Source organism: Streptomyces sp. G7(2002) (assembly GCF_028870195.1).
GTDB classification, from domain to species: domain Bacteria; phylum Actinomycetota; class Actinomycetes; order Streptomycetales; family Streptomycetaceae; genus Streptomyces; species Streptomyces nigrescens.
In genome coordinates this window covers 2,288,073-2,304,162 of record NZ_CP102609.1, presented here as the reverse complement: position 1 = coordinate 2,304,162, position 16,090 = coordinate 2,288,073, and the positions used below count along the sequence as shown (strand labels likewise).

Annotated in this window: 16 protein-coding genes; 13 read left to right on the top strand and 3 right to left on the bottom strand. The window is 72.4% G+C overall.

The features are described from left to right. Window positions 1-51: 51 nt before the first annotated feature. Entirely contained in the window at window positions 52-783 is a 732-nt protein-coding gene (locus tag NUT86_RS09280) for a FadR/GntR family transcriptional regulator (protein ID WP_026169297.1), read from the bottom strand. Window positions 784-856: 73 nt separating this feature from the next. On the opposite strand from NUT86_RS09280, the gene NUT86_RS09275 reads away from it, so the two are divergent. The 4 genes from NUT86_RS09275 (at window position 857) to NUT86_RS09260 (ending at window position 5,853) form a co-directional block, all read left to right on the top strand. Beyond that, window positions 857-2,224, top strand: a complete 1,368-nt coding sequence (locus NUT86_RS09275; protein ID WP_274734680.1) for a glutamine synthetase family protein — start codon at window positions 857-859, stop codon at window positions 2,222-2,224. 10 nt (window positions 2,225-2,234) lie between these two features. Next, window positions 2,235-3,599: an aldehyde dehydrogenase family protein gene (locus tag NUT86_RS09270; RefSeq protein WP_274734679.1), complete on the top strand. Its 1,365-nt coding sequence runs from the start codon at window positions 2,235-2,237 to the stop codon at window positions 3,597-3,599. Between the two features lie 85 nt (window positions 3,600-3,684). Further along, complete coding sequence (locus tag NUT86_RS09265; RefSeq protein WP_018087741.1) at window positions 3,685-4,470, top strand: 3-oxoacyl-ACP reductase; 786 nt, start codon at window positions 3,685-3,687, stop codon at window positions 4,468-4,470. Between the two features lie 111 nt (window positions 4,471-4,581). Continuing rightward, the gene (locus NUT86_RS09260; protein WP_266449353.1) at window positions 4,582-5,853 is read left to right on the top strand and encodes a haloacid dehalogenase-like hydrolase; all 1,272 of its coding nucleotides are present in this window, start codon (window positions 4,582-4,584) and stop codon (window positions 5,851-5,853) included. Window positions 5,854-5,871: 18 nt separating this feature from the next. On the opposite strand, the gene NUT86_RS09255 is transcribed toward NUT86_RS09260, so the two are convergent. After that, window positions 5,872-7,092 carry an amino acid deaminase/aldolase gene (locus NUT86_RS09255; RefSeq protein ID WP_148589233.1) on the bottom strand — a complete coding sequence of 407 codons (1,221 nt, stop codon included), beginning with the start codon at window positions 7,090-7,092 and terminating at the stop codon, window positions 5,872-5,874. Between the two features lie 203 nt (window positions 7,093-7,295). On the opposite strand from NUT86_RS09255, the gene NUT86_RS09250 reads away from it, so the two are divergent. The 4 genes from NUT86_RS09250 (at window position 7,296) to NUT86_RS09235 (ending at window position 11,522) form a co-directional block, all read left to right on the top strand. Further along, a complete protein-coding gene (locus NUT86_RS09250) occupies window positions 7,296-8,648 on the top strand; it encodes a hypothetical protein (protein ID WP_274734678.1) in 1,353 nt (450 codons plus the stop codon). Further along, window positions 8,645-9,814, top strand: a complete 1,170-nt coding sequence (gene mycP / locus NUT86_RS09245) for a type VII secretion-associated serine protease mycosin (protein ID WP_159489973.1) — start codon at window positions 8,645-8,647, stop codon at window positions 9,812-9,814. The genes NUT86_RS09250 and mycP overlap by 4 nt, the downstream gene beginning before the upstream one ends. Before the next feature lie 91 nt (window positions 9,815-9,905). Further along, window positions 9,906-10,637 (top strand): SseB family protein, encoded by a 732-nt coding sequence (locus tag NUT86_RS09240; RefSeq protein ID WP_274734677.1) that lies wholly within the window; start codon window positions 9,906-9,908, stop codon window positions 10,635-10,637. A 114-nt stretch (window positions 10,638-10,751) separates the two neighbouring features. Then, a complete protein-coding gene (locus tag NUT86_RS09235; protein ID WP_093647779.1) occupies window positions 10,752-11,522 on the top strand; it encodes an MIP family channel protein in 771 nt (256 codons plus the stop codon). A 91-nt stretch (window positions 11,523-11,613) separates the two neighbouring features. Here NUT86_RS09235 and NUT86_RS09230 read toward each other — a convergent pair whose 3' ends face one another. Then, the gene (locus NUT86_RS09230) at window positions 11,614-11,994 is read right to left on the bottom strand and encodes a DUF1844 domain-containing protein (RefSeq protein ID WP_018087734.1); all 381 of its coding nucleotides are present in this window, start codon (window positions 11,992-11,994) and stop codon (window positions 11,614-11,616) included. Window positions 11,995-12,396: 402 nt separating this feature from the next. On the opposite strand from NUT86_RS09230, the gene infC reads away from it, so the two are divergent. From infC to NUT86_RS09205, 5 genes are all read left to right on the top strand, one after another. Further along, entirely contained in the window at window positions 12,397-13,038 is a 642-nt protein-coding gene (infC, locus tag NUT86_RS09225; protein ID WP_078518488.1) for a translation initiation factor IF-3, read from the top strand. Window positions 13,039-13,163: 125 nt separating this feature from the next. Beyond that, entirely contained in the window at window positions 13,164-13,358 is a 195-nt protein-coding gene (gene rpmI / locus NUT86_RS09220; RefSeq protein ID WP_016576627.1) for a 50S ribosomal protein L35, read from the top strand. Window positions 13,359-13,462: 104 nt separating this feature from the next. Continuing rightward, complete coding sequence (rplT, locus tag NUT86_RS09215) at window positions 13,463-13,846, top strand: 50S ribosomal protein L20 (RefSeq protein WP_018087732.1); 384 nt, start codon at window positions 13,463-13,465, stop codon at window positions 13,844-13,846. A gap of 133 nt (window positions 13,847-13,979) precedes the next feature. Next, window positions 13,980-14,834, top strand: a complete 855-nt coding sequence (locus NUT86_RS09210; RefSeq protein ID WP_274740432.1) for a TrmH family RNA methyltransferase — start codon at window positions 13,980-13,982, stop codon at window positions 14,832-14,834. An 83-nt stretch (window positions 14,835-14,917) separates the two neighbouring features. Then, on the top strand, window positions 14,918-16,078 hold the full coding sequence (locus NUT86_RS09205) for a sensor histidine kinase (RefSeq protein WP_274734676.1): 1,161 nt from the start codon (window positions 14,918-14,920) through the stop codon (window positions 16,076-16,078). Window positions 16,079-16,090 lie beyond the last annotated feature (12 nt).

Genomic DNA, 16,090 nt, shown 5'->3' with positions numbered 1-16,090 from the left:
GCGTAAAAGAATGGTTAACGCGGGCCCCCGCGCCGGTCTCCGCCCGGGGTCTCACGGTGCCGGCGCGGTCAAGAAGCCCCGCAGCAGCGCCGCGGTCCCGCAGCAGTGCTCCCGCATGACCTCGCGCGCCCCGTCCGCATCGCCCTCCAGCACCGCCTCGACCAGTGCGGTGTGCTGGGTCTGTGAATGCTCCAGGTTCCTGACCAGCAGCGGAATGCAGTCCAGGAGATCGTTCACGCTCGCCCGTACCGCCGCGTACTGCGCCGCCAGCGACGGCGAGCCGGACAGCTCCGCGAGCGTCAGATGCAGCAGGGTGTCGCGCCTGCGGTAGTCGGCGAGCGGGGCGTCCTGGGTCGCCGCGAGCGCCGCCCGGAGCCGGTCGCTCTGCTCGTCGGACAGTCCGTGCGCGGCGCACAGACCGGCCGCGCCCACCTCCAGCACCTCGCGGAAGCGCAGCGTGTCCTCGACGTCGACCTTCTCGATCCGGCGCCGCAGCTCGGCCTCGCCCGGGTTCTCCGTCCGCACCCGGACGAACGTGCCGCCGTAGCGCCCGCGCCGGCTCTCCACCAGGCCCTCGTCCTGCAGCACCTTCAGCACCTCGCGCAGGGTGACCCGGCTGATCTGCAGCCGCTCCGCCAACTCCCGCTCGGCGGGCAGTCGTTCGCCCTGGGGCACCAGGCCGAGCCGGACGATCTGGAGTATCTGCTCCAGGGCTTCCTCGAAACCGTTGCCCGCGCGCACCGGCCGCAGCACGGGTGCCAGCCGATCAGCCGCACTCTCCATCGATACCCCTTCCCAATCAATGGTTCGTGTGCCTACCTTATGACCTCCGGATGCAGTGACAGGAGGCAACACCGTGGCAGACCGCACGCCCCCACTCTCCGTCGAGGAGCTCAGAGTCCTCGTCGACGCCGGGGAGATCGACACTGTCGTCCTCGCCTTCACCGATATGCAAGGCAGGCTCCAGGGCAAGCGGTTCGCGGCCCGATACTTCCTCGACACCGTCCTCGAACACGGTACGGAGGGCTGCAACTACCTCCTCGCCGTCGATGTCGACCTCAATACCGTCGAGGGCTACGCCATGTCCTCCTGGGAGCGTGGCTACGGCGACTTCGCCATGCACGCCGACCCCGGCACCCTGCGCCGCACCCCCTGGAACGCCGGCACCGCGCTGATCACCGCCGACCTCGCCTGGCACGACGGCTCCCCGGTCGTCGCCTCGCCCCGGCAGATCCTGCGCCGCCAGCTCGACCGCCTCGCCGAGCGCGGCTGGAGCGCCTACGCCGGCACCGAGCTGGAGTTCATGCTCTTCAAGGACACCTACGAAGACGCCTGGGCCCGCGGCTACCGCGAGATGAACCCCGCCAACCAGTACAACGGCGACTACTCCGTCCTCGGCACCGGCCGTGTCGAACCCGTGCTGCGCCGCATCCGCAACGAGATGGGCGCGGCCGGCATGACCGTCGAGTCAGCCAAGGGCGAGTGCAACCTCGGCCAGCACGAGATCGTTTTCGTCTACGACGAGGCGCTCACCACCTGCGACCAGCACAGCATCTACAAGACCGGCGCCAAGGAGATCGCCGCCCAGGAGGGCATGTCGCTCACCTTCATGGCGAAGTACGACGAGCGCGAGGGCAACTCCTGTCATATCCACCTCTCGCTCCAGGACGCGGAGGGGCGGCCGGTACTGGCCGACGACGACGGCCCGTACGGCATGTCGAAGACCATGCGGCACTTCCTGGCCGGCCAGGTCGCCGCGATGCGTGACTTCACGCTCCTCTACGCGCCCAACATCAACTCCTACAAGCGCTTCCGCCCCGGCTCCTTCGCGCCCACCGCCGTCGCCTGGGGCCCCGACAACCGCACCTGCGCCCTGCGGGTGGTCGGCCACGGCCGCGCCCACCGCCTGGAGAACCGTCTGCCCGGCGGCGATGTGAACCCCTACCTCGCGGTCGCCGGCATGGTCGCGGCCGGCCTCTACGGCATAGAGCACGAGCTGGAACTCCCCGAGGCGACCACCGGCAACGCCTACACCGGCGACGCCGCCCATGTCCCCACGACACTGCGCGAGGCCGCCGAGCTGTGGGAGAAGAGCCCGATCGCCCACGCGGCGTTCGGCGACGAGGTCGTCGACCACTACCGCCACATGGCACGCGTCGAGCAGGACGCCTACGACGCCGCCGTCACGGACTGGGAGCGCTTCCGCTCCTTCGAGCGCATGTAAGGAACCACCCGTGTTGCACGAGCTGAAGATCCTGAATCCGGCCACCGAGGAAGTGGTGGCCACCGTCCCCACCACTTCCCCCGAAGAGGTCGACGCCGCGGTCCGGCGGGCCGCGGCGGCCCAGGTGGCCTGGGCCGCGGTGGCACCCGGCGACCGGGCCCGCATCCTGCGCCGCTTCGCCGAGGTCGTCGACGCGCACATCGACCCCCTCGCCGAGCTCGAACTCAAGGAAGCCGGCCATCCGCTGGGCAACGCCCGGTGGGAAGCGGGCAACGTCCGCGATCTGCTGCACTACGCCGCCGGGGGAGTGGAGCGCCTGACCGGCACCCAGATCCCGGTGGCGGGCGGACTGAACATCACCATCCAGGAGCCGCTCGGCGTCGTCGCCGTCATCGCCCCCTGGAACTTCCCGATGCCGATCGCCGCCTGGGGCACCGCCCCCGCGCTCGCGGCCGGCAACGCGGTCCTCCTCAAGCCCGCCGAGACCACCCCGCTCACCGCGCTCCGGCTCGCCGAGCTGGCCCTGGAGGCCGGGCTCCCCGAGGGCCTCTTCCAGGTCCTGCCCGGCGAGGGGCCGGTCACCGGCACCGCACTGGTCGACCACCCCGGCGTCGCCAAGGTCGTCTTCACCGGCTCCACCGCCACCGGCCGGCAGATCGCCGCCCGCTGCGCCACGCAGACCAAGCGGCTCACCCTCGAACTCGGCGGCAAGAGCCCCAACATCGTCTTCGCCGACGCGGACGTCGAGGCCGCCGCGGCCGCCGCCCCCGGCTCCTTCCTCGACAACACCGGCCAGGACTGCTGCGCCCGCAGCCGCATCCTCGTCCAGCGCTCCGTGTACGACCGCTTCATGGAGCTGCTGGAGCCCGCCGTCAAGGCGTTCACGGTCGGCGACCCGGCCGATCCCGCGACGCAGATGGGGCCGCTGATCTCCGCCGCCCAGCGCGAGCGGGTGCGGTCCTACGTCCCCGAGGACGCCCCGGCCGCCATCCGCGGTGAGGCACCCGCCGGCAAGGGCTTCTGGTACCCGGCCACCGTCCTGGAGGGCCGGCCCGGCGACCGTACGGCCGTCGAGGAGATCTTCGGCCCGGTCGCGGTCGTCCTCCCCTTCGACGACGAGGCCGACGCGGTCCGGATCGCCAATGACTCCGACTACGGGCTCTCCGGCTCGCTGTGGACCCGTGACGTCGGCCGGGCGCTGCGCGTCTCGCGCGCCGTCGCGGCCGGCAACCTCTCCGTCAACTCCCACAGCAGCGTGCGCTATTGGACCCCCTTCGGCGGGTTCAAGCAGTCCGGACTCGGCCGCGAGCTGGGCCCGGACGCGCTGGCCGCCTTCACCGAGACCAAGAACGTCTTCATCAGCACCGAGGGCTGACTTCCCGGGGACACCCCCGGACCCCAGCCGTCCGGGCGCGAGCCCGGACAGCGTTACCAGCCATCCCCAGAGAAAGGCCCCCGAAGTGACCGACCAGACCGCAGTGTGCCGCCGCCTCGTCGGCCGTACCGCCGTGATCACCGGAGCCGGCAGCGGCATCGGCCTGGCCACCGCCCGCCGACTGTCCTCCGAAGGCGCCAACGTCGTCTGCGCCGACATCGACGAGGTGGCCGGCAAGGCCGCCGCCGAAGAGGTCGGCGGCACCTACGTCCAGGTCGATGTGACCGACTCCGAGCAGGTCGAGGCGCTCTACAAGACCGCCTTCGACACCTATGGCTCGGTCGACATCGCCTTCAACAACGCCGGTATCTCCCCGCCCGACGACGACTCGATCCTCACCACCGGCCTGGACGCCTGGAAGCGCGTGCAGGAGGTCAACCTCACCTCGGTCTACCTCTGCTGCAAGCACGCGCTGCCCTACATGCAGCGCCAGGGCCGCGGCTCGATCATCAACACCGCGTCCTTCGTGGCCGTCATGGGCGCCGCCACCTCCCAGATCAGCTACACCGCCTCCAAGGGCGGCGTGCTGTCCATGTCCCGCGAACTGGGCGTGCAGTTCGCCCGCGAGGGCATCCGGGTCAACGCCCTGTGCCCGGGGCCGGTGAACACCCCGCTGCTGAAGGAGCTGTTCGCCAAGGACCCCGAGCGCGCCGCGCGCCGCCTGGTGCACGTCCCCGTCGGCCGGTTCGCCGAGCCCGAGGAGATCGCCTCCGCGGTCGCCTTCCTCGCCAGCGACGACTCCTCGTTCGTCAACGCCGCCGAGTTCCTGGTCGACGGCGGTATCGCGGGCGCGTACGTCACCCCGCTGTAACCGCCCGCTGTTCACTTCCGTATAACTGCCATGACGGCCGGGCGTCGCTCGACGCCCGGCCGTCATGCATAACGTCCGCCCTCGGGTCTTCGTACGACAGGAGTGTGATCCATGCTCAGCAAGCGTCGCTGGCTGGCGGCGGGTGCCGCCCTCGCGGTCGCGGGAGGGGGCCTCGTGGCCGCCCAGACGGCCACCGCGGGCCCGGCCCCGCGCAAGTGCCCCACCCTCAAGGTCACCAAGGGCTGGTACGGGAAGAACCGCGCCGCGCTGCAGAAGATGATCGATGAGCGCGGCACCTGCGCCGGATCCGGCGGCGCGCGGCCGGTGGCGACGTTCGACTGGGACAACACCGTCGTGAAGAACGACGTGTCCGACGCCACGCTCGCGTGGGCACTGCGGCACGACAAGGTGCTCCAGCCCAAGAGCTGGAAGGCCACCAACAAGTGGCTGACCGCGGACGCCCACCGCGCGCTCACCAAGGCCTGCGGCACCTCCGTGCCGGCCGGCCGTCCGCTGCCCACCTCCAAGAACACCGCCTGCACCGACGAGATCCTCGACGTCTACCAGGACGCCGAGACCTCCACCGGCAAGAAGGCGTTCACCGGCACGTGGAACCACCGCCGCACCGTCCCCGAGTACGTCTGGATCACCCAGCTGTTCGCCGGGCACAGCCCCGCCACGCTGACCTCGTACGCCCGGCAGGCGCGCGCGGAGAACCTCAAGGCGCCCATCGGCACCGAACAGACCGTGGGCACCCACAAGATGGCGGGCTACGTCCGCTATTACGTCCAGCAGAAGGACCTGATCCGCACGCTCAAGGCCGCCGGCTTCGATGTGTACATCGTCTCCGCTTCCGCCGAGCCGATCGTCAGGGCCTGGGCGCCCGGCGTGGGCCTCGACCGCGACCATGTCATCGGCATCCGCAACCTCGTCGACGACGGCCGGCTCACCACCGGCGTCCAGGGCTGCGGCGACGTCAAGGCCACCCACGGCGAGGTCCTGACCTACATGGACGGCAAGCGCTGCTGGATCAACCAGGAGATCTACGGCGTCAAGGGCGCCAAGGCCTGGCAGCAGCAGGACCGGGCGCACCGCCCCGCCTTCGCGGCCGGCGACGCCGAGACCGATGTCACCTTCGTCGGCGACGCCACCGGGGCCCATCTGGCGCTCAACCGCAACAAGGCCGAGTTCATGTGCCGGGCGTACGACAACAGCGACCACCGCTGGCTGGTCAACCCGATGTTCATCGAGCCGAACGAGCGCCAGGCCGACCCGTACCCGTGCGCGACCACCGGCTACACCCGGCCGGACGGCACCCTCGGCCCGGTCCGCCGCGCCGACGGCAGCATCGTGCCCGACCAGCAGGACCGCATCCACGGCTGACGGGAAGGGGGCACGCCTTCACAGGAAGGTGTGCCCCTCCCCCCGGTAGGTCGGCACCGTGTCCACCACCCGGTCGCCGTCGATCAGGTGCAGCTCGCTGAACCGCTCACACAGCTCACCGGCCTTCGCATGCCGGAACCACACCTTGTCGCCGATCCGCAGCCCGTCAGCGGCCGGCCCCAGCAGCGGTGTCTGCACCTCGCCGGGGCCCTCCTGCGGGTCGTAGCGCAGCCCGGCCGGCAGATACGGCACCGGCAGCCGGTCCGGGCCCGCCACCCCCGACGCCGGATAGCCGCCGCCCAGCACCGTCACCACCCCGGGGCCCGGCCGGCGCACCACCGGCTGGGCGAACAGCGCCGCCGGACGCCCGCTGAACGAACGGAAGTTGTCGAACAGCCGCGGCACATACAGCCCCGACCCGGCCGCGATCTCGGTGACCGCCGCCTCGGCCGCGGTGTGCTGCACACTGCCGGTCCCGCCGCCGTTGACGAACTCCAGCCGCGGCGCCACCGCCCGCACCGCCCGTACGGCCTCCCAGCGCCGCCGCGCCAGCTCCTTGCGCGCCGCGGCCTGCATCACCCGGATCGTCCGCGAGAACACCGGCTTGCCGTCGACCTCGTCGCCGACACCCGCCACATGCCCCTCGTACGCCATCAGCCCCACCAGCCGGAACCCGGGACGGCGCACCACCGACCGGGCCAGCGCGGCCAGTCGGTCGGGCGACCGCAGCGGGGAACGGCGGGCACCGACCCGGATCTTGCCGCCCAACAGGCGGTAGGAGGTGTCCAGTTCCAGGCACACCCGCACCTCCTCACCCGCCCCGCCGGCCGGCCGCGCCGCATCGATCAGATCCAGCTGCACCGGGTCGTCGATCATCACCGTCACCGCGGCCGCGAGCTGCGGACCGGCGGTCAGCTCGGCGAAGCCCGCCCGGTCCGCCGACGGATACGCCAGCAGGACGTCCGGGAAGCCCGAGCGCGCCAGCCACAGCGACTCGGCGAGCGTGAAGCTCATGATCCCCGCGAAGCCGTCCCGTGCCAGCACCCGCTCCAGCAGCGCCCGGCAGCGCACCGACTTGCTCGCCACCCGGATCGGCTTCCCCTTCGAGCGGCGCACCAGATCGGCGGCGTTGGCGTCGAAGGCCCGCAGGTCGACGACGGCCAGCGGCGCGTCGAGGGCCGCGGTGGCGCGGTCGTAGGAGGCTTTGTCGGCATCCGCGTCGGTTGTGTACTGGGACATGGCCGCAGCCTGCCAGACCCCGCTACCACTGGGTAGGGGAGAGATTGCGACAGAGCGGACAGGGGTTGGAGCACCGGCTGTACCAGCCCTTAGAGTGGCTCGACACCGCAACCAGCAGGTCAGCGGCGTGTTGTCCGGATACGAACCACCGTGCCCCGATTGCGGATCGGGTGCGGGGGTCAGCGGTGCAAGGGGGAGCGCGGGTGAGCACCGACGCCGAATTCGCCGATGCCCGGCACATTCCACCCATACCCCCGCAGCCGCCCCGGCGGCCCGACCCGGCCGTGACGCCGGGGCCGGAGGGGGACCCGCAGACGGCCGTGCTGCGCCGGATCCCCGCCGAGCCGCCGGTACCGGCGCCCGGGGCGCCCGCCGCCGCGCACCCCGTCCCGCCGCGCCCCACCGTCCCGCCGCCCGCCGCCGGTGCGCAGCCGCCGCCCCGTCCGGACCGTGCGCCCGGCCCCCCGGCCCCCGCCGCACCGGCCGCCCCCACCCCGCCGCCGCCCGCCGGCCGCCCAGCCGCCTTCCGCGACACCGCCGCCTTCCACCTGGCCAACAGCCAGAAGCTGTGGAGCGACCCCCGCGAACGCGGCGCCAGCAGTGGAACCGGCACCCCGCCGGCCCCCCGCAACCCTGCCCCCGGCCCCCCGCCGGCCCCCGGCAGCGGGCCGACCGGGCCCGCGTCCGCGCGTCCGCCCCAGCCACCCTGGCCCGCAACCGCCGCTCCTCACCGGGGAGTTGTGCCCGGCGCCGGCGCACCGGCGATGCTCCGGCACCCGTCCGGCCGCCGTCCCGGCCCCCGGCTGCTCTGCGCCGTGGCCTGCCTCGTCCTCGGCATCGGCCTCATCGGCGGTGCCGCGGCCGGGAGCTGGCTCAGCGACGAGGCCGACGCCGCCCCGGCCACCGCCGCGGCCACCTTCGCCAAGGGCCGCGACGTCTGGCACAACACCCCTGCCGACCGGCTCTTCCCACGCACCGTCAACGGCCTGGGCGTCGGACCCGGCGGCGCCGACCGGACCTGGACCCGGATCGCCGTCGCCCCGGACAGCGGCTGCGGCGGCGCCTACGACCCGAAGCTCGCCGCTGCGCTCACCCGGGCCGGCTGCACCCGGCTGCTGCGCGCCACGTACGCCGATGCCACCCGGACCAGCGTCATCACGGTCGGGGCGCAGATCACCAAGACCGACCAGCCCGGGATGAGGGCCCTCAACACCCGCTTCAGCACCAAGAGTCTGGGCACCCGCACCGACCTGCTGCCGCTGCCGTACGCCGCCAAGGGCACCCCGGCCGAGGACTTCGGGCGCGCCCAGCGGGCCAGCTGGACCGTCCGGATCCTCACCGACATCCCGGTCGTGGTCTACGCCGTCTCCGGCTTCGCCGACGGCCGTGCCGTCGCCGAGCCGCAGCCCGCCGAGGAGGCGGTCCGGCCCGGCGCCACCACCGCCCCGGCCGAATCCGGCCTGGGCCACGACGCGAAGGGCCTGGCGGACCGCGTCGGGACGGACTTCCGCAAGGCGGCCGGCAGCCCGACGCAGACGACGGAGGCCTCGTCATGACGCACACCGTGCTGCGCGGCACCGCCCTCGCGCTGGCCTCCGCGGCGCTCGCCGTGCTCCCCGCAGTCCCGGCACAGGCCGATGCCCTCCGCGCCCAGCAGTGGGCCCTCCAGGCCGTCCACGCCCAGCAGGCCTGGCGCACCACCAAGGGCGAGGGCGTCACCGTCGCGGTCCTGGACACCGGTGTGGACGCCAACCACCCCGACCTGGAAGGACAGGTCGAGCCCGAACGGGACCTGGTGGGCTTCGGGGCCGGCCCCGGGGACGCCGCCTGGGCCCGGCACGGCACCGGAATGGCCAGCATCATCGCAGGTCACGGCCACGGCACGGACCGCGAGGACGGAGTGCTGGGAATCGCCCCGGCAGCGAAGATCCTGCCGGTCCGGGTGATCCTCGAGGACAACGACGGGCAGCGCGAACGGGCCCGTACGGAGAAGGCGGGCGCGCTCGCCGACGGCATCCGCTGGGCCGCCGACCACGGCGCCGACGTGATCAATATGTCGCTGGGCGACGACAGCGAATCCGCCCACCCCGAGCCTCGCGAGGACGCCGCCATCCAGTACGCCCTCGGCAAGGGCATCCCCGTCGTCGCCTCCGCGGGCAACGGCGGCCTCAAGGGCAACCGTGTCTCCTACCCCGCCGCCTATCCGGGCGTCATCACGGCCACCGCCGTCACTCACCTGGGGGGCCGCGCCCGGTTCTCCACCCGCCACTGGTACGCCACGGTCAGCGCGCCCGGCAACGACATCATCATGGCCGACCCCGAGAGCGACTACCTGTCCGGCTGGGGCACCAGCCCCGCCGCCGCCTTCGTCTCCGGCGCCATCGCCCTGATCCGCTCCGCGCACCCCGACCTGAGCCCGGCCCAGATCCGCCGGCTGCTCACCTCCACCGCGCAGGACAGCCCCGAGGGCGGCCGCGACGACGACTACGGCGCCGGCCTGATCGACCCCGCCGCCGCTCTGGAGTCGGCGGCGGACCTCCGGCCCACACCGCAGAAGCCGTCCCCCGCCGCCTACGCCGACCGCTACTTCGGCCCCGGCCCCACCGAGGACGCCGCCGCGGACACCGCCACCCACTGGCTCCCCTGGACCGCGGGCGGCGCGGGCCTGGTCCTCCTCGCGGCCGCCGCCGTCCTCTGGCGCAGCCGCTCCCACGACCACTGACCCGCACACCGCCACCGGCACCGCAGGCCCGTCGCACCCCCGCGGCCCCGCACCCGGTGACGCCGGAAGCCCACCCGATACGCTCAGGCGCGTGCAGAAGAACATTCCCGACCCCGGTTTCGCCGACGACGACGGCTCCGCCGACCCGGCACTGGCCGCGGCCCTGGCGGCCTACGACCGGGACCGGAGCGCCGAGCCCCAGCTGCTGGCGGCGCTGGCAGGCGCCCGCGTCCTGGTGCCCGTGGTGGCCGTCCTCGGTGAGGTCGAGACCGGACCCGACGGCCTGCGCCGGGAGAAGACCAGCGACATGGCCGTCCCCACCCTCCAGGCCCCGGACGGCCGCCGCGCCCTCCCCGCCTTCACCTCCATGGAGACCCTCGGGCGCTGGCGTGCCGATGCCCGCCCGGTCGCGGTCCCGCTGCCGCAGGCGCTGCTCGCCGCCTCCCACGAGAAGGCCGACACCGTGGTCGTCGACCTGGCGGGCCCGGTCACCTACCAGCTCACCGGCCCCGCCCTGCGTGCGCTCGCCGAGGGCCGCACCAGCGCCGACCCGCTCGCGGACCCGGCCGTCACCGAGGCCCTGCGCACCCTGCTCGACGCCGAGCCCGGTGTGCTCGTCGCGCGCCTCGCGCCGTCGGACGAAACCGACGCCACCCTCGCCCTCGGCCTCGCGCCCGACGCCCCCACCGCCGAGGTCGCCCAGCGGCTGGCCCGGGCCCTGGCCACCGACGAGGTCCTGCGCGCCCGGCTCGTCAGGGGCCTGGACCTGGCCCTTCTGCCGCCCGGCGGCACGACGGCCGAGGAGCCGTTCTACCGGCGCTGACACCCACGGCCGGGGCCCGGGGCCCCCGGCCGGTCCCCCGGCCGCCAACGGGCGGGTTCGTCTCCAGGGCCGCACAATGCGAGGAGAGCTCAAGATCCACGCGAGGAGAGCCCCATGGAGAAAACGGAGATCTCGGCGGTATTGACCCGCACGGTCGTGTCCGAGTTCCTCGGCACCCTGCTCCTGGTGTTCTTCGCCGTCGGCTCGGCAGTGCTGGCGGGCGAATACATCGGGACCTTCGGCATCGCCCTGGCCTTCGGCTTCACCATGGTGGCGCTGGCCTACGCCCTCGGCCCGATCTCGGGCTGCCACTTCAACCCCGCGGTGACCCTGGGCATGCTGCTGGCCCGCCGGATCAGCCTGCGGACGGCCACCGAGTACTGGATCGCCCAGGTGGTCGGCGCCATCGCCGGCGCGGCCCTGCTCTTCCTGGTCGCCAAGCAGATCCCGGGACTGCAGACCCATGATTCCTTCGGCACGAACGGCTGGGGCGACCGCTCGGCGGTCCACCTCAACCTCGGCGGTGCCTTCGTCGCCGAGATACTGATGACCTTCCTGCTGGTCTACGTGTGGCTGTCGGTCACCCACAAGGTGGCCGTGATCGGCTTCAACGGCATGGCGATCGGTCTGGCCCTGGCCGCCGTCCACCTCATCGGCGTCCCGCTGGACGGCACCTCCGTGAACCCGGCGCGCTCGATCGGCCCGGCGCTGTTCGCGGGCGGCGCGGCCATCACCCAGCTGTGGCTGTTCATCGTCGCGCCACTGATCGGCGCCGCCATCGCGGCGGTGGTGCACCAGATCACCCACCCGCCGCACGAGCCGGTCCTCGTCGCCGACGAGGCGATGCCCCACGAGCCCGCGACGGGGCCCGACGACGGACCCTGAGGCAGCGCCCACCCACCCCTGTACGCAGAAGAGCCCCGGCCGTATCCCCGGCCGGGGCCCGTCATGTGTGTGCGGCGGTCCGCCGCCCGGCTCAGCCGTGGACGGGGCCGGTGTACTTCTCCCCGGGGCCCTGGCCCGGCTCGTCCGGCACGACCGAGGCCTCACGGAACGCCAGCTGCAGCGACTTCAGACCGTCCCGCAGCGGCGCCGCGTGGTACGAGCCGATCTCGGTGGCGCTGGCGGTGACCAGCCCGGCCAGCGCCTGGATGAGCTTGCGCGCCTCGTCGAGGTCCTTGTGCGCGGCGCCCTCCTCGGCGAGCCCGAGGTTGACCGCCGCCGAACTCATCAGATGCACCGCGACCGTGGTGATCACCTCGACCGCCGGCACCTCCGCGATATCACGGGTCATGGCGTCGAAGTCGGGATTCGCCGCGTGCGCTGCGTCGGGCTGCTGCGGTGTCTGGTCACTCATGTCTTCGGGCTTCTTCCTGCTGAGGGGTCGGCTCCAGCCTATGGGCAGTGCGCCCGGACCCCGCGTCCGGGAGTGTCCTCCAGGGCACGGGGCAGGTCCGCGTCAGCACAGAAGTGGGTGCCACCCCTTGACTCGTGTATTCTGGTGTTCCGACCGGCCGGACACGCATGTGACCGGCCCGCAAGTGGAGGCTCCGATCTCCCACCCGACCGACCTCACGGTTGGCGGGTCAACGGTCCGGCTGCGCCCCGCGGAGACTTCGCGGCGGTGCTCCAGATCTATGTGGAGCCCCGCCTGTGTCCCGTCCGGGGCGTTTTTCATGTACCGGCGCGGTAGGTCACACCGAAAAGACGTTACGCGGCAGTCCGCCAGGCCGTCGCGTGGTGCTACCGAGGAGGATCCATCAGCGCCGAGCCCCGCATCAACGACCGGATTCGCGTTCCCGAAGTGCGACTTGTCGGTCCCAGCGGCGAGCAGGTCGGGATTGTTCCGCTTGCCAAGGCCCTTGAGCTTGCTCAGGAGTACGACCTCGACCTGGTCGAGGTGGCGGCGAACGCTCGCCCGCCCGTCTGCAAGCTCATGGACTACGGGAAGTTCAAGTACGAGTCGGCCATGAAGGCCCGTGAGGCGCGCAAGAACCAGGCGCACACGGTCATCAAGGAGATGAAGCTCCGGCCGAAGATCGACCCGCACGACTATGACACCAAGAAGGGTCACGTCGTCCGGTTCCTCAAGCAGGGTGACAAGGTCAAGATCACGATCATGTTCCGTGGTCGCGAGCAGTCCCGCCCCGAGCTGGGCTTCCGGCTGCTGCAGCGGCTCGCGTCCGACGTGGAGGACCTCGGCTTCATCGAGTCGAATCCGAAGCAGGACGGCCGAAACATGATCATGGTCCTCGGTCCGCACAAGAAGAAGACCGAGGCGATGGCCGAGGCCCGTGAGGCGCAGGCCGCCCGCAAGGCGGAGCGCCAGGGCGGAGTTCCCGCGGACGAGTCCGTGGAGGAGCCCGCCGAGGAGCCCACCGGGGAGCACGCCCAGGCGTGATCCCTGCGGCGTGAGTCCCGGTTCACCCCGGGGCGAGCCCGCCCCGGACATCAATCGATATACATGACGCTCCCGCTCGCCGGTTCGTGCCTGCGGGAGCGCCACTGACGAGGAGAGAACGGCGCATGCCGAAGAACAAGACGCACAGCGGTGCCAGCAAGCGCTTCAAGGTCACCGGCTCCGGCAAGGTGCTGCGTGAGCGCGCCGGCAAGCGCCACCTGCTCGAGCACAAGTCGTCCCGCGTGACGCGTCGCCTCACCGGCAACGCCGAGATGGCCCCGGGCGACGCCGCGAAGATCAAGAAGCTTCTCGGCAAGTGAGCCGCCGCGCCCCACTGACTGGAGGGGGCGCGCGACTCGGACCGGGACCCAATCGATTCGGGCCGTGTGACGACAACCACGGCCCCGCTACAAGGAGTTAACAAGTGGCACGCGTCAAGCGGGCAGTCAACGCCCACAAGAAGCGCCGGGCGATCCTCGAGCAGGCCAGCGGCTACCGTGGCCAGCGCTCCCGCCTGTACCGCAAGGCGAAGGAGCAGGTCACCCACTCCCTCGTCTACAACTACAACGACCGCAAGAAGCGCAAGGGCGACTTCCGTCAGCTGTGGATCCAGCGCATCAACGCCGCTGCCCGCGCCAACGGCATGACCTACAACCGCTTCATCCAGGGTCTGAAGGCCGCCAACATCGAGGTGGACCGCAAGATCCTGGCCGACCTCGCGGTCAACGACGCCAACGCGTTCGCCGCGCTCGTCGAGGCCTCGCAGAAGGCGCTCCCGAGCGACGTCAACGCCCCGAAGGCTGCCTGAACTTCAGCCTGACGACGTGGTGACGGACCCGCAGGCCCCGGCCTGCGGGTCCGCCGCTTTTCCGGACCCGGCCACGTCCGTGCGGACGGACCGGGACCCCTCCGCACCGAACAACAGAAGCGAGCCGCCGCCCATGGGCACCCCCGAGCTGATCTCCCCGCGTTCCCCGCGTGTCACCGCCGCCCGGCGGCTGGCCCGCCGCGCCTTCCGTGGCAAGGAGCGCCGGTTCATCGCCGAGGGCCCGCAGGCCGTACGGGAGGCCATCGCGCACCGCACGGGCGGTGTGCCCACGCTCATCGAGCTGTTCGCCACCGTCGAGGCCGCCGAGCGGCACACCGAGATCGTCGAGGCGGCCCGCGCGGCCGGGGTGCGGGTCCACTACGCCGACGACAGGACCGTCGCCGACATCTCCCAGACCGTCACCCCGCAGGGACTGCTCGGCGTCTGCGGGTTCCTCGACTCGCCGTTCGAGGAAATCCTCGCCACCCGCCCGCAGTTGATCGCGGTGCTCGCCAACGTCCGTGACCCCGGCAACGCCGGCACGGTGCTGCGCTGCGCGGACGCCGCGGGCGCGGACGCCGTGGTGCTGACCGACGCCTCCGTGGACCTGTACAACCCCAAGTCCGTACGTGCCTCGGTCGGTTCGCTCTTCCACCTCCCGGTCGCGGTGGGCGTCCCGGTCGAGCGGGTGGTGAGCGGACTGCAGTCCGCCGGTGTACGGATCCTCGCCGCCGACGGCGCGGGCGACCGCGACCTGGACGCCGAGCTGGACACCGGCTCCATGGGCGGGCCCACCGCCTGGGTCTTCGGCAACGAGGCCTGGGGCCTGCCGGAGGAGACCCGGGCGCTGGCGGACGCCGTGGTGCGGGTCCCGATCCACGGCAGGGCGGAGAGCCTCAACCTCGCGACGGCCGCGGCGGTCTGCCTCTACGCCTCCGCCCGCGCCCAGCGCAGCCCGGGTGGCTGCCGCGCGGTGTCACCCGCCTGAGGGGTGTCCCTCCGATCTTCGGGGCACTTCCGGTGTGAGCTAGTAGGCTTGCGTGCTCGGGGGCCCGGAAGGGGGTAACGGGGATGAGTGTGAGGACTTCCGGCATCACAGTCACCGCTGACGGCCGCCGGTCCGACGGACCGGCGCGCGGGCCGTTGCCCGCTCAGGCCGGGGAACCGGACGTCCTGGGGAGCGGTCTCGGCCTGGACCCCGACGATCTCCCCGACGGCCTGGTCGTCGCCGATGAGACCGGCCGGGTGATCTGCTTCAACGCCGCCGCGGCCAAGATCACCCACATCGCTCCCGAGGACGCGCTCGGCCGCCCCCTCGAACACGCCCTGCCGCTGCAGGACATCGAGGGCCGCCGCTGGTGGCGGCTCACCGACCCCTACGGCGGGCTCGCGATCCGCCGCGGCCAGCCCGAGCGCAATCTGCTGCTCGGCGGCCGCGAGGTGCTGGTCTCCGCCCGCTATGTCCGCACCCGGCCGACGGGGCCCGTCCGGCGGCTGGTGATCGCGCTGCGCGGCACCGAGGCCCGGCGCCGTACGGAGCTCAGCCACGCCGAGCTGATCGCCACCGTCGCCCATGAACTGCGCTCGCCGCTGACCTCGGTCAAGGGCTTCACCGCCACCCTCCTCCAGAAGTGGGAACGCTTCACCGACGACCAGAAGCGGCTGATGCTGGAGACGGTGGACGCCGACGCCAACCGCGTCACCCGGCTGATCGCCGAGCTGCTGGACATCTCCCGGATCGACTCCGGCCGCCTGGAGGTGCGCCGGCAGCGGGTCGACATGAGCGCAGCGGTCCGCCGGCACGTCCAGGCGCAGACCACCGCCGGCCAGCGCCCGGACCGCTTCCTGATCCGGATGCTGGAACCGCTGCCCGATCTGTGGGCAGACCCGGACAAGGTCGACCAGGTCCTGGGCAACCTGCTGGAAAATGCGGTGCGTCACGGCGAGGGAACCGTCACCATCGAGGTCGGACCGGTATCGGACGCGACCAGCACGGAGGGGACGAGCGTCACCGTGAGCGACGAGGGCCCCGGCATCCCGGAGGAATCGATGAGCCGCGTCTTCACCCGCTTCTGGCGGGGCAGCAAGCGCGGCGGCACCGGCCTGGGCCTCTACATCGTCAAGGGCATCGTCGAGGCCCACGGCGGGACGATCACGGTCGGCCGGGCGCCGGCCGGCGGCGCACAGTTCCGATTTAGCCTGCCCGTCGCGACGCCGGCCTTCATGGCCTGAAGCGGAAGCGGC

What these genes read in the sequence shown, in the direction of transcription:
- NUT86_RS09280 (WP_026169297.1), bottom strand. Translation starts at nt 783, where the DNA reads ATGGAGAGTGCGGCTGATCGGCTGGCACCCGTGCTGCGGCCGGTGCGC.
- NUT86_RS09260 (WP_266449353.1), top strand. Translation starts at nt 4,582, where the DNA reads ATGCTCAGCAAGCGTCGCTGGCTGGCGGCGGGTGCCGCCCTCGCGGTC.
- NUT86_RS09255 (WP_148589233.1), bottom strand. Translation starts at nt 7,092, where the DNA reads ATGTCCCAGTACACAACCGACGCGGATGCCGACAAAGCCTCCTACGAC.
- mycP (WP_159489973.1), top strand. Translation starts at nt 8,645, where the DNA reads ATGACGCACACCGTGCTGCGCGGCACCGCCCTCGCGCTGGCCTCCGCG.
- NUT86_RS09235 (WP_093647779.1), top strand. Translation starts at nt 10,752, where the DNA reads ATGGAGAAAACGGAGATCTCGGCGGTATTGACCCGCACGGTCGTGTCC.
- NUT86_RS09230 (WP_018087734.1), bottom strand. Translation starts at nt 11,994, where the DNA reads ATGAGTGACCAGACACCGCAGCAGCCCGACGCAGCGCACGCGGCGAAT.
- rpmI (WP_016576627.1), top strand. Translation starts at nt 13,164, where the DNA reads ATGCCGAAGAACAAGACGCACAGCGGTGCCAGCAAGCGCTTCAAGGTC.
- NUT86_RS09210 (WP_274740432.1), top strand. Translation starts at nt 13,980, where the DNA reads ATGGGCACCCCCGAGCTGATCTCCCCGCGTTCCCCGCGTGTCACCGCC.
- NUT86_RS09205 (WP_274734676.1), top strand. Translation starts at nt 14,918, where the DNA reads ATGAGTGTGAGGACTTCCGGCATCACAGTCACCGCTGACGGCCGCCGG.